The organism is Pyrobaculum neutrophilum V24Sta, from assembly GCF_000019805.1.
Classification (GTDB): Archaea; Thermoproteota; Thermoprotei; order Thermoproteales; family Thermoproteaceae; genus Pyrobaculum; species Pyrobaculum neutrophilum.
Genome location: NC_010525.1, coordinates 1,392,160 through 1,403,946, shown reverse-complemented (window position 1 = coordinate 1,403,946; position 11,787 = coordinate 1,392,160). Strand labels below are relative to the sequence as shown.

The 11,787-nt window shown below is 56.0% G+C and carries 14 protein-coding genes and 4 tRNA genes; 6 read left to right on the top strand and 12 right to left on the bottom strand.

From position 1 onward, the window contains the following. Positions 1-20: 20 nt before the first annotated feature. The 3 genes from TNEU_RS08015 to TNEU_RS08005 all read right to left on the bottom strand — a co-directional run bounded on the left by TNEU_RS08015 (position 21) and on the right by TNEU_RS08005 (position 1,550). Positions 21-105 (bottom strand) — tRNA-Leu (locus TNEU_RS08015). 39 nt (positions 106-144) lie between these two features. After that, positions 145-236 (bottom strand) — tRNA-Gly (locus TNEU_RS08010). A 33-nt stretch (positions 237-269) separates the two neighbouring features. Beyond that, complete coding sequence (locus TNEU_RS08005; RefSeq protein ID WP_012350929.1) at positions 270-1,550, bottom strand: ABC transporter substrate-binding protein; 1,281 nt, start codon at positions 1,548-1,550, stop codon at positions 270-272. Between the two features lie 58 nt (positions 1,551-1,608). Between TNEU_RS08005 and TNEU_RS08000 the strand changes: the two genes are divergently transcribed. Continuing rightward, on the top strand, positions 1,609-2,337 hold the full coding sequence (locus tag TNEU_RS08000) for an ABC transporter ATP-binding protein (protein ID WP_012350928.1): 729 nt from the start codon (positions 1,609-1,611) through the stop codon (positions 2,335-2,337). A gap of 3 nt (positions 2,338-2,340) precedes the next feature. Here the strand turns inward: TNEU_RS08000 and TNEU_RS10310 are convergent, their stop codons facing one another. From TNEU_RS10310 to TNEU_RS07975, 5 genes are all read right to left on the bottom strand, one after another. Continuing rightward, positions 2,341-2,481: a hypothetical protein gene (locus TNEU_RS10310; protein WP_187146721.1), complete on the bottom strand. Its 141-nt coding sequence runs from the start codon at positions 2,479-2,481 to the stop codon at positions 2,341-2,343. Between the two features lie 322 nt (positions 2,482-2,803). After that, positions 2,804-2,891 (bottom strand) — tRNA-Ser (locus tag TNEU_RS07990). Positions 2,892-3,020: 129 nt separating this feature from the next. Continuing rightward, a tRNA-Ser gene (locus tag TNEU_RS07985) sits at positions 3,021-3,108 on the bottom strand. A 69-nt stretch (positions 3,109-3,177) separates the two neighbouring features. After that, positions 3,178-3,945, bottom strand: a complete 768-nt coding sequence (locus tag TNEU_RS07980) for an ABC transporter ATP-binding protein (protein ID WP_012350927.1) — start codon at positions 3,943-3,945, stop codon at positions 3,178-3,180. Positions 3,946-3,975: 30 nt separating this feature from the next. Then, positions 3,976-5,361 (bottom strand): ABC transporter substrate-binding protein, encoded by a 1,386-nt coding sequence (locus TNEU_RS07975; RefSeq protein ID WP_148682419.1) that lies wholly within the window; start codon positions 5,359-5,361, stop codon positions 3,976-3,978. Positions 5,362-5,453: 92 nt separating this feature from the next. On the opposite strand from TNEU_RS07975, the gene TNEU_RS07970 reads away from it, so the two are divergent. Genes TNEU_RS07970 through rpl7ae form a run of 3 tightly spaced genes read left to right on the top strand, consistent with a single transcriptional unit; the run spans position 5,454 to position 7,996 of the window. Continuing rightward, on the top strand, positions 5,454-6,422 hold the full coding sequence (locus TNEU_RS07970; RefSeq protein ID WP_012350925.1) for a branched-chain amino acid ABC transporter permease: 969 nt from the start codon (positions 5,454-5,456) through the stop codon (positions 6,420-6,422). Then, a complete protein-coding gene (locus TNEU_RS07965) occupies positions 6,419-7,510 on the top strand; it encodes a branched-chain amino acid ABC transporter permease (protein WP_012350924.1) in 1,092 nt (363 codons plus the stop codon). Before TNEU_RS07970 ends, TNEU_RS07965 begins: the two co-directional genes overlap by 4 nt. A 30-nt stretch (positions 7,511-7,540) precedes the next feature. Then, the gene (gene rpl7ae / locus TNEU_RS07960; RefSeq protein ID WP_012350923.1) at positions 7,541-7,996 is read left to right on the top strand and encodes a 50S ribosomal protein L7Ae; all 456 of its coding nucleotides are present in this window, start codon (positions 7,541-7,543) and stop codon (positions 7,994-7,996) included. Between the two features lies 1 nt (position 7,997). Here the strand turns inward: rpl7ae and TNEU_RS07955 are convergent, their stop codons facing one another. Next, on the bottom strand, positions 7,998-8,174 hold the full coding sequence (locus tag TNEU_RS07955; protein ID WP_012350922.1) for a 50S ribosomal protein L24e: 177 nt from the start codon (positions 8,172-8,174) through the stop codon (positions 7,998-8,000). Further along, positions 8,171-8,404, bottom strand: a complete 234-nt coding sequence (locus tag TNEU_RS07950) for a 30S ribosomal protein S28e (RefSeq protein ID WP_012350921.1) — start codon at positions 8,402-8,404, stop codon at positions 8,171-8,173. Before TNEU_RS07950 ends, TNEU_RS07955 begins: the two co-directional genes overlap by 4 nt. A gap of 76 nt (positions 8,405-8,480) precedes the next feature. Here TNEU_RS07950 and TNEU_RS07945 point away from each other — a divergent pair, with 76 nt between their 5' ends. Next, positions 8,481-10,379, top strand: a complete 1,899-nt coding sequence (locus tag TNEU_RS07945; protein ID WP_148682418.1) for an arginine--tRNA ligase — start codon at positions 8,481-8,483, stop codon at positions 10,377-10,379. Then, entirely contained in the window at positions 10,376-10,933 is a 558-nt protein-coding gene (locus TNEU_RS07940; RefSeq protein WP_012350919.1) for a VRR-NUC domain-containing protein, read from the top strand. The genes TNEU_RS07945 and TNEU_RS07940 overlap by 4 nt, the downstream gene beginning before the upstream one ends. Here TNEU_RS07940 and TNEU_RS07935 read toward each other — a convergent pair. After that, positions 10,863-11,204 carry a hypothetical protein gene (locus TNEU_RS07935; RefSeq protein ID WP_012350918.1) on the bottom strand — a complete coding sequence of 114 codons (342 nt, stop codon included), beginning with the start codon at positions 11,202-11,204 and terminating at the stop codon, positions 10,863-10,865. The genes TNEU_RS07940 and TNEU_RS07935 overlap by 71 nt on opposite strands. Beyond that, positions 11,182-11,544 carry an SUI1 family translation initiation factor gene (locus TNEU_RS07930; protein WP_148682518.1) on the bottom strand — a complete coding sequence of 121 codons (363 nt, stop codon included), beginning with the start codon at positions 11,542-11,544 and terminating at the stop codon, positions 11,182-11,184. The genes TNEU_RS07935 and TNEU_RS07930 overlap by 23 nt, the downstream gene beginning before the upstream one ends. Positions 11,545-11,787: the final 243 nt, after the last annotated feature.

Here is an 11,787-nt window from a genome sequence, read left to right as displayed (position 1 = left end):
GCCCCAGTTAATAAAGACAGTGCGGGGGGTGGGATTTGAACCCACGCAGGCCTACGCCACAGGGTCTTAAGCCCTGCCCCTTTGACCTGGCTCGGGCACCCCCGCCCTCTGAGGGACCACTCCCAATTTTAAAAACTTTACCCATGCGGCGGCCGGGATTCGAACCCGGGATCAACGGCTTTCTTCGCCCGTAGCGTGGGAGGCCGCCATCCTAAACCAGGCTAGACTACCGCCGCTAGAAAAACCCATGAAAAAGAGGTTTTTAATCTTTACCCGCGGAAGTACTGTCTCCCCTCTGTGGTGAACACTATCGAGTCGTTGTCGAAGTTGTAGTAGCCGACCTCTATATAGGCGGCGGTCCCGTTTTTCAGAGCTACGCCCCAGAGGAGGAAGTTGGGGTTCGCCCTATCCCCATTTTCGTCGAGGAGGACGACCCCAGTGGCGCCTCTATAGCGCCCCTCTCTGCCCCACTGCTCCAACGTAGCGCGTACCTTGTCAGGGTCGTCTGTGCCTATCGTGGCCATTATTTCGCCCAACATCTTGATTACGTCATATGACTGTGGAGCTGGGGTTATGGGCTCCGCGCCACATTTAGCCTTGAACTTTCTGTAGAACTCCTTGTACTCAGGGGTCGTGGGAAGCGCCCAGTTGGCGGTTCCTATGATCCTGCCGGCCGCCATTACGTCGCCACCGCTCTGTAGTAGAACTGGGGAGAAGGCCATGCCTTCTGTCCCTATGAGCCTCGCCTTTGAAAGCACTGGGTCTTGTCCTATAGCTCTGAGCACCACCTGGCCGTCGTCTTCAAACGAGACAACGACGAGGGCGAAGTCTGGGCCCACGAGATCCCTAACCTTAGCCGATATAGCTCTTACAGCCTGCGGCGCCGCTTCAGTAAACGCCTTGGGGTCTGGGTCGTAGGACTCGGCGGCTACCACCTGGAAGCCCCGCCTCGCCGCCTCCTTCTGGAGCTCCTGGTAAAGGCCCTCCCCATAGGGGTCCTTCCTATATACGATGGCCACCTTCTTTACGCCCAGCTCCTTTATGATGGCTCCTATGGCTCTTATCTGTTTGGCGTCGGTGCCCACGATTCTGTACAGCCAGTCGTTAGGTATCGCCAGTAGGGAGGAGGTGGACCACGCGCTGAAGAGCACGATCTTGTTCTTGTCCGCAAAGGGCTTCTCGCCGGAGGCCTCCCTACTCGTAAGCCCCGCGTGCACCGCGTGAACGCCCTTGGCGTATAGGGCTTGAAGCTTCTGAAGAGCCACGTTGGGGTCTAGCTGCGTGTCTTCAACATATAGCTCGAATCTGTAGCCCCGGCTTGCATATTCTGCGTTTAGATCATCTACCGCCAACTCCGCGGCGCACTGCGCCAGTTTTGCATAGCTACTGAAGCCTCCCGTCAACGGGAGCAAAGCGCCAAGTTTAAACACCTTTGTGGCGTTCTGCGTCGTCGTAGACGTCGGCGCCGTGGCCGGCTTCTGCATTGATAGGAGGACTCCCACCGCGATCAACAACACTACTGCCAACGCAACTATGTATACCCTAGACATGTGTATCCGCGAAAGTCTTCCTAAAAAATGTTATTAATCGGCGTTTTGGGAGTGGCCGATGTCGGAGGTCTTGAGGGTTGAGGGCCTTGAGGCTGGTTACGGGAAGTTTCGCGTTCTCTTTGGAGTTGACTTGGTGGTGAACTCTGGGGAGATCGTGGTGTTGCTTGGGCCTAACGGCGCTGGGAAATCCACTCTGTTAAATAGCGTTGTCGGGATGGCGGACGTCTATTCGGGCCGTATAACGTTGATGGGCACCAACGTAGTGGGGAAGCCCCCGCATGAGATCATGAAGATGGGGGTTGCCTACGTCATGCAGTCGCCTAATAACTTCGGCACACCGAATATATTCGGCGAGCTGACCGTATATGAAAATCTAGTGGCCGCCTCCACAGGCGTTCCCAAGGCTGAGGTCTTCAAGAGGATGGAGGACGTCTATGCCGTGTTTCCAAAGCTGAGGGAGCTTAGGGATAGGAAGGCCAAGTTTCTCTCCGGCGGCGAGAGGCAGATGCTGGCAATAGGGATGGGGCTTATGAAAAGCCCAAGGCTGTTGATGCTGGACGAGCCGACTGCGGGCCTAGCGCCTAAGCTCGTCTCCGACTTCTTCCACACGATCAGAGATATAAGGGATAAGTTCGGCATATCCATCCTGTTGGTTGAGCAAAACGCCAAAAAAGCTCTGGAGATCGGAGATAGGGCGTACGTGTTGGTAACTGGAAGAATTAAGTACAGCGGTAGCGCCAAATCTCTAGACGAGGAAAAACTCGCGGCGCTGTTTCTGGGGGGCTGACGGTTAGGAACTGCCTCCCTCGCGGCGGCCGACTACGTTAGCTCTCTCGAAAACCTCACGCGTCGCCATGATCAACAACAGCGAGGTGAGAAACATCGCGGTGGCTATGTCGATGTTTATCACATAGGCCTCTTTCGCAGGCACTGTGACGGGGGTGGCGTTTAAAGGAATCTGTACAGTTGTGGTTAAAACATACGGCGCTGTTGGAGCCAGTTGCCGGATCCGTGGAGGGGGCGGCCTTAAAGGGCGACTCCACCGCCACGTGCAGATCGGCGATGGGCTACGCCGCGGTAAGAGTGGTGTAGAGCTGAAGGGTTGAGCCGGGGTAGACATAGGGCGGTGTGTACGAGACGGCAACGTTTAGGAACTAAGCCTTGAGGAGAAAGGCCAGCGCCAACGCCGTAATTAACCGATAGATCGATTTCATAAGCGCTACAGTACAACATCTCTATAAACGTTTCTATAGTGGCGCCGGGGGTGGGATTTGAACCCACGCCCCCGAACGGGGACGGGCTTAGCAGGCCCGCGCCTTGGACCAACTCGGCCACCCCGGCTCCGTCCATTTTTTCGCCCACTTTATAAAGTTGAGCTCAGACCTGGCCACTTAGGACACCCCTCTCCATGACTGTCAGACTCATCACCTACACTAGGGCAAGCAGGTGAATATAGAGATTTTGAGCCGCTGGCGCCGGGGCCGGGATTTGAACCCGGGCCCCCTAGACGGGGACGGGATCTCCAGTCCCGCGCCTTGGGCCGCTCGGCCACCCCGGCCGACTCCCCCCGGCGGGGTATTTTTAAGCTTTACAACCGAAAGCCCCGCCTTTAGGGCGGGGAGCGCGGTCATCTCCCGATGTACACCTCTTTTACTTTTGGATCACTGGCGACCTCGTCGGGGAGCCCCCTAGCTATAACCCTGCCGCTGGCCATGGCGTATACATAGTCTACATATCTAAAGGCTATGTCGATTCTGTGTTCAATCACGAGGAAGGTGACAGACTGGCTCTGGTTGATATCTCTCACCGTTTTAAAAACCTCGTGAGCTTGATCGACTGGGACGCCGGCGATCGGCTCGTCAAGAATTATCAGGTCGGCCCCGGCCATCAACGCCCTCGCGAGCTCCAGCAACTTCATCTCGCCGGCCGAGAGCAGATAGGCGGGCCTATCCCACTTATCCGCGAGCCTCACAGCTTTGAGTATCCTAAACGCCCTACGGGCCAGCTCCTCCTCCTCCCTCACCCAGTTTCTTGCCAACGCCGGCAACAACCCCTCGCCGCGCTGTCCCCTGGCAACAACAAGGAGATTCTCCAACACCGTCAGCCTCTGAAACACCTGGGGGATCTGGAAAGTCCTTACGATGCCAGTCTCGAAGATCTTATGAGAGGGGAGCCCTGTGATATCCACCGCCTTGCCCTCCTTTGTGTAGTAGAGTAGCTTTCCGCCATCAGGCTTATACACACCTGTCACCACATTCACAAACGTTGTCTTCCCAGAGCCGTTAGGTCCGATAATCAGCGTCACCTTCCCCCTCTCTACCTCAACGTCGACGCCGTCCAGCGCCCTAAATGAGCCAAATTTCTTAACTACACCCTGCGCCGACAAAATAAGCATTGAAGAGAAAAAACAGGTATTTATTAGGTTTTACCGGAAGAGAGACTTGCCCTGATCAAAGATCGTGATCTTCCTCTCGGTGCCGTAGTAGTAGGCGGCGTCTACGTATTTAGCTGTGCCGTTGACGACGGCGACGCCCCATATCACGTAGTTGGGGTAGGCGCGGTCTCCCGCCTGGTCTAGATATACCTTGCCTGTGGCGCCTTGGTATGTGCCATCTCTGCCCCACTGCTCTAGAGCGGCGCGCACCTTCTCCGGGTCGTCTGTCCCCGTCTTGCAGATTATCTGCATCAGCATCATGGCGGCGTCGTAGCCGTATGCGTCGTAGGCAACTGGGTCTTTGCCGTATTTAGCCCTATACTCCTTCTTAAACTCCAGATACTTGGGGTCGTTGGGGTCGGGGGCGGCGATGGTGCCGAGCATCTTGTGATCCGCCATCTCTCTCCCCACCTGCTTAATCAAGGCGTCGCTGTAGGCAATGCCGTCTGTGCCGATCCACTTGATCTTGCCGAGGACGGGGTCCTGCGCCGCGGACTGGATAGCCACCACGCCGTCGTCTTCAAACACGAGGAATATCACGGCGGAGTCGTTACTCGGCTGGCCGAGGGCGGCTGAGAGCTTTCTAACAACTTCTGGAATCGCGGTGGCGAAGGCCTTAGGGTCTGGGTCGTAGCCTTGGGCTGAGGCGATCTGTATGCCGAGTTTCTCAGCCTCCTTTGTTATGGCGTCTTTAAGGCCGACGCCCCAGGCGTCGTTTCTATAGAGGATGACGGCCTTCTTAACGCCCAGTTGCTTTAGGAGGTCGGCTATCGCCGCCGCCTGGGCGAAGTCCGTAGGCACTATCCTGTAGATCCAGTCGTTGGGTATCGCCAGGAGGGGCGAGGTGGAGGAGGGGCTGAAGATTATGATCTTGTTCTGGTCTGCGAAGGGCTTAACAGCGCTGACCTCTCCACTGGCCATGGGGCCGACGATAAACCTAGCGCCCTTGGCGTATAGAGCCTGCACCTTCTGAAGAGCCTGCTGCGGATTAGTCCCAGTATCCTCCACAAGAAGCTCAAACCTATAGCTGGGACACATCCTATTGGCATCCTCCACAGCCAGCTCCACAGCATTCTTAACACCAACGCCGTACGACTGCAGACCACCAGTCAAAGGCAACGCGGCGCCGATGTAGACCACTTTCTTTGTTGGCGTTGATGGTTGTGTAGTTGTTGTCTGTGTCGTCGTTGTTGGCGTCTGGGTGGTAGGGGATGCGGTGCCGGTCGTTGGCGCCGCTCCTCCGGCGGCTCCTATAGGTGTACCGGTTGTTGGCGTTGTAGTTGGCGCTTGTTTTCCGCCGCCACCGAGGAGTGCAATGGCCGCGATTATTATTATCGCTAGCACCGCGGCCCCTATATATAGGGCTTTTGAAGCCATGCGGCCGTATGATTCTCGAAATATAAATAGTTTGAGACTCTATATAGCACTGTATATCCTAAAGTATTTAATGTAGATAGATCTTGGGGACCATGGGGCTTTTCGGCGTGGATTACAATACCTTGGCGAGCGCGATTATTTTCTCAAATATCTATGTATTGTTGAGCCTGGGCCTTAATTTAACATATATCACCACGAAGATACCCTCTTTTGCCCACGGCGATTTGGCGACGGTCGGCGCATATATAAGCTACTTCGCTATTTACTTTCTGCTCATGCCATACCTCTCGCAGTTGGGTATCCCAGTAAATGTGTATCTGACTTTCCCGCTGGTTGCCTTGGCGGGAGGTGCCGTGGCGGTATTAAGCTATCTCCTGGTGTTTAGGCCTATGATCAAGAGGGGTGCCGGCATCACGCCGCTTATGATCGCGTCTTTTGGACTTCACTTCGTCATATTTGCCTCGGTGGCCCTCGCGGCGGACTATGTCCAGAGCAGATACGGCGTTCTCACGAGAAACGTTCTACTCTCTAGGTGGGAGCTCATCTGGCCGGGCACCGACTTCCTCACGTCGTCCCTAATTAACACGACTTTGTCTGTTGTCGTCACTACGGCGTTGCTGTATGTCCTGCTGTATAGAACCAGATACGGCGTTATCATGCGGGCTAGCATTGATAACCTGTATCTGGCTAGGGCGGTGGGTATAAACGTTGAGAGGGTGTTCGCCGTTGCTTGGCTTCTCATCGGCGCCGTCACCGGCATCGCAGGCGTCTACATGGCGATGTACTACCCAATGTCGGAGGAGTTGGGGTGGCTGAGGCTTGCGCTTGTGTTTGTGGCCTCGGTGGTGGGGGGCCTGTCAAACATCTACGGCGCTGTGTTGGGCGGCTATGTGGTCGGGCTAAGCATGGTGCTTGGAGCCGCCTACATACTGACACCGCTTAACATTCCGACCGAGTTCCAGCTGGCTATACCTTTCGCGTTTGTGATAGCTATTCTGCTGTTTGCGCCGCAGGGTCTCGTGGGAGTGATATCCCAGGCGTTGCAGAGGGCAAGGGGATGATACCGCAGATCGATCCCGGGGCCCTTCTCGTGCTTCTGCGCGAGACGCTCATCATGTTTGCTATATATGGCGTATATGTGCTTAGCCTAAATCTGGAGGCAGGCTACCTAGGCTTGCCTCAGTTCGGAAAGGTGATGTACTTGGCGATGGGCGGCGTTGCTGTGGGGGGCATCGCCACTAAGTTGGCCCTTTGGATATACGGCGGCGCCATATCCGCAAAAGCGGGAATAAGCCCGCTGAAAGATTTAAATACGTACTGCGCCGCATATCAATACCAATCTATTGCCGTGGTAAATGACATTTTCAAGTCATCCCCGCTGGAGGGGATCCTCTTCTTCCTTGTCGCAGTAGCCCTGTCTGCTTTGTTGGCTGGGGTGTTGGGCGTCGTCATGGCTGGACCAGCTCTGAGGCTGAGAGAGGACTACCTGGGCATTCTCTTTCTGGTCAGCGCCGAGCTGGTGAGAGTCGTCTCCACATACACGCCGCAGGTTGCTTGCGGCGTGTTTGGCGCCGTTGTGCCTGACCCCTTTGCTTGGATGGGCGACTACAGGCCTTGGGGCTACCTCGCTGTTACTCTGCTTTTCCTCGTTTTCACGTTTTTCATGCTGGATAGGCTTGTCAACTCGCCGTTTGGCCGCGCATTAAGGGCTATACGCGACGCTGAGACCGCGGCGAGGGTATTTGGAAAGGATATCGTAAAGTTCAGGGCAAGGGTTCTGGGCGTAGCATCGGCGCTGGGAGGGGTGGCTGGCGCGTTATTCGTCTTCTACAACACATTTGTGAATATGGGTCAATTCGTACCTTACTACACCTTTGTCGCATGGGCTATGTTAATGGTTGGGGGTATGGGCAACAACGTGGGGGCGTTGGTCGGCGTTGCTGTTTATTACATCGTGAGCAGGTCGCTTGAGATATACAAGGATAGCCTAAGAGCCGTAATAAACGCCGATCCGACATTTCTTCAGTACATCATATTTGGTATCGTGATTATCGTAATGGTCATGTTTAGGCCTCAGGGTCTCGTGGGAGAGAGGCCGTCTAAGACGTTGAGCCGTCGGGTTTTGGAGAGGGTTAGGGGGGAGGCCTAAAATTTATATAGTTGGGTCTTTTTCGAGGCCATGGCAGTGACGATTGACCCAAAGACGTTCTACGCAAATCCGCCGCCGGGTAAGCCATTCTATGTGAGGTTCGAGGTGCCGGCCGACGTGGCCGAGAAAGCTCTGGAGGTGCTTTCTGTGGCGAAGCAGACTGGCAAGATCAAGAAGGGGACAAACGAGGCTACTAAGGCGGTTGAGCGCGGTTTGGCGAAGCTCGTGCTTATAGCTGAGGACGTGGATCCGCCTGAGGTTGTGGCGCACCTCCCGCTTCTGTGCGAGGAGAAAAAGGTTCCCTACGTCTATGTGCCTTCAAAGGAGAAGTTGGGTAAGGCCGCCGGTATAAACGTCTCCGCAGCCGCAGCTGTGGTTATCGAGCCTGGGCAGGCCGCTGGGGAGCTCGAGGCTTTGGTGTCTAAGGTAAACGAGATTAGGGCGAAGAACGGGCTTAACGCGATTCCGCTACCTGGTAGAAAGTAGTCTATTTTTGGCGTTTTCTAACCCAGGCAAGCTTCCTTGGGTTTCTTCCGTATTTCGTGGCGCTTACGAAGCACTTTCTGCTGCAGTACCTCTGTATGGTGCCGTCGTTTCTTACGTACATAATCCCGTAGCCCGGCGGTATCTCGGCCCCGCAGAAGGAGCACTTGTGGATCTTCATCTTGCCGTGATCCTCCTGGCTTCTCTTTCTGTCTCCCTGAGCATTACTATGTCGCCGAGTCTCACTGGGCCTTTTACGTTTCTCGTCAACACGCGGCCTTTGTCTCTCCCCTCAAGCACCTTGATTTTTACCTGTGTTACCTCCCCCGCTACTCCCGTCCTCCCGAGTATCTGGACCACGAGCCCCGCCACGGCGTCTTCATAAGGCGAGAACTTTACCTCCTCCGCCATGGCCGCTCGATGTCTGACAGTATTATAAATTTTTCTGACGCCGGGGATCTATTTATATGTTGGTTTTGTGGGCTCCGTGGATCCTCTAAAGCCCTCGCGTCTGGAGTTCGAGAGGTTGGTGAAGGAGGCGGCGGAGGCGTTGGGCATAGGGGAGGTGCCTGAGGTGGAGAGGTCGAGGCGCTACGGCTACTACTCGGCCAAGTTCCACAAATACCGGGTTGACCCCCAGCGTCTGAGGGAGTTCACCGACGGGCTGAGAGGGCGCCGGCTTGAGTATCTCGCTTCCGTCTCCGCGGAGGGGCTATACCTAAACGCCGACCTCGCCGTTGATAAAATCGCAGAGCTCGTCTTCAAGGCCGTCTCCGAGATGGGCGAGAGATACGGCTACACAGACGAGTGTAGGCTGGGGAGATTTCTGGTTGAGCACACCTCTGCTAACCCGATACACCCGCTCCACATCGGCCATGGCAGAAACGCCATATTGGGGGACTCGCTGGCGCGGTTGCTGAGGTTCTGCGGAAATTCCGTCGAGACGCACTTCTACGTCGACGACTGCGGCGTGCAGGTGATGTACGCCGCGATAGGCTACAACGCGGTTAGGGATCTCGCGGGGGAGAGGATAAGGCGCGTTAAACCCGACGTGGTCGTCGGCGCTATATACTCGGCTACAAACGCGGTGGCAGAGATCGGGAGACTTAAGAGGGAGCTAGCCGCAGTCCAAGACGAGGAGCGGAGGCGGGAGATAATTTCAGAGATAGACGAGTGGGTTGGGGTTCTGAAGCGTATAATGGACGCCGAGGGGGATATAGTAAATAGGCTGGCGGAGTCCCTTGGGGGGAGAGACCTCGTTGCGGAGGCGGCGGAGCTAAACAGGAGGTATGAGGCGGGGGATCCCGAGGCCAGGCGGGCGGTCAGAGAGGTGGTAGACCTAGTGCTAAAGGGGCAGAGGGAAACCCTCTCGCGGCTCGGCATCGAGATAGATCGCTGGGATTACGAGAGCGAGATCTCCGTCTGGTCTGGAGAGGCGGCGCGGATTGTGGCGGAGCTACAGAGGAGGTGGCCCCAGTACGTCGAGAGCCGGGGCGGCGCAGTGGTCTTCCGCGCGGATAAGTTCGTGGAGGACTTCAAGCTGTGGGATGTACTAGACCTCCCCAAGTTTATCCCGCCTGTGACTCTTACTAGGTCCGACGGGACTACGCTCTATGTGACGAGGGACGTGGCGTACGCCCTGTGGCAGACTAGGCAGGAGTTCGACAGAGTGATTAGGGTCATATCGACCGAGCAGACGCATGAGCAAGCGCATGTACGCATAATACTGTACGCCCTCGGCTTCCAGGAGGAGGCCAAAAGGCTTATGCACTACGCCTACGAGATGGTCAACCTGCCGGGCGCCAAGATGTCCGCCCGGAGAGGCCAATACATAGCCCTCGACGAGATCTTAGACGAGGCGGCTGAGCGCTCGGCGGCATTGGTTAAGGAGAAGAACCCGGAGGTAGCCGGCGTAATAGCCGAGAGAGTCGGCGTCGGCTCCGTGAGATACGCCTTCTTGTCCACCGGCCCTAGAAAGCCCATAGAGTTCAAATGGGAGACGGTGCTCAACATGAGGCAGAACTCCGGGTCCTTCCTCCAGTACACATATGTGAGAGCCTACTCCATACTAGAGAAGGCAACCGGCGCAAACCTCGCCGGCGTTGTTATCCCCGGCGAGATTCTGCCGGAGGAGCGGGAGCTTATCTTGAAAGTCGCGGAGTGGCCCGGCGTCGTGAAGACGGCGGTCCACGCGCTCAGGCCCGACTACGTGGCCGAGTTCCTAGACGGCTTAGCCCTGGTTTTCAACAGCTACTACGAGAAGGCGCCTGTGCTGAAGGCGGAGGAGCCGCTGAGGAGCTTCAGACTCGCGTTGGTCAACGCCGTTAAGAACGTGCTGGCGGCTGGATTCTACATCCTGGGCATCCCAACGCTCACCAAGATGTGAATCCGCCCGACCTCGGCCAACTCGGCGAATATATAGCGGAGGTTTTTCTCAAACGACACGGCTACAAGACCTGGCGACCCCAGGAGTTTATACGGCTACTGGAGATGGCGGCAGCCTACAGAGCTATAGAGGGTGAATGCGGAGGCGAGCCCAAGGAGCCCATCACCTTCTCTATACCAACTGCCGTGGGTTACGTCAAGCTGACGTACTGGAGGGGCCGTTGCCTCCCCATAGAAGGCCGGCGGGCGGAGCCGCTGGAATACAGCGTTTACGTCCCCTGCGTCAAGAGATGCATAGAGGGGGAGCTCGGGGCGATCCTCGAAGCCGCTACCCCCCTCGTCGAGCTCCTCGCCGAGAGAAGAGCCATGGAGACTGTGGACCTCTTCGCCTTCAAAGACGGGGTGTTCTACGCCGTTGAGGTGAAGACAAACGGGGGCCGCGTCTCCGAGACTCAGAGGGAAAAAGCCGCCGTTTTACGCGGCATTAGACACCTCCTCGTCCGCGTATATCTCCAGACGCCTCTTGTGAAGATAGAAGCTCTAGGACCTGCGTAGTTTTCTCGAGACACACCACGACGTCTCTCGCGAGGAACTCCCTCGTGGCCGGCGACAGGATTGTATATATCTCGTCTTGCGCCAGTGCGTAGGCCGAGGCTAGAAACTTAGCAAGTACGTACTCCCCACTTCGCTGGACAACCCCCTCCATCTTTCTCCAACAGTCGAGCCACCCCTCTGCGTTGAGTACCTCAAGGCAGAGCCTCGCAAGCGCTCTGTAGTCGCTTTTCTCTAGCGCCTCTCTGATCTTATGTCTCAGTAACTCCCTCATCTATGAGTATGTTCTCCTCCTTGAACCCCATTTCGATAAGCAGTTTTTTCACCTTCTGGCGGTGGTCCCCCTGTATCTCGATCCAACTGTCTCTAATGGTCCCCCCCGCAGCCAACCTCTTCTTAAGTTCCCTAGCCATGTCCTTTATCCCTAGTTGCTTCGCATCTTCCGAGTTTCCAAAATCCACTATTGTCACATAGTGTCCCCTTCTGTTTTCAAGCCTGATCCTCACCAGGGCCTTTTCCTTCGTCAGCGTCTGCATAAGCGACTGGTCTTCACCGCCGCCTAACAGTTGGTCAATGATATCTTCGGCGTCTTGACCTGGGAGTTTTATCTCCATTCTAGCCACTGTAGAGATGCTCATATTTAAAGATTTCCTTCAACAATAGGCAATACGGCGCCGCCGATCCCGCCGTCATGGATACCGCGATACCACAGACGTGGGGTTAAACTGGAGCCGGAAGGAGCATTTTGCATTTGTGGTTTATCGTTGCGGCAATGGGAAGAGCGCTTAGGCCCCCCGAGGACTTCTCCGCAGGGAAATTCCGCTGTCGTTGACAAAAAGAGGAGGTGTTTGGAAGAC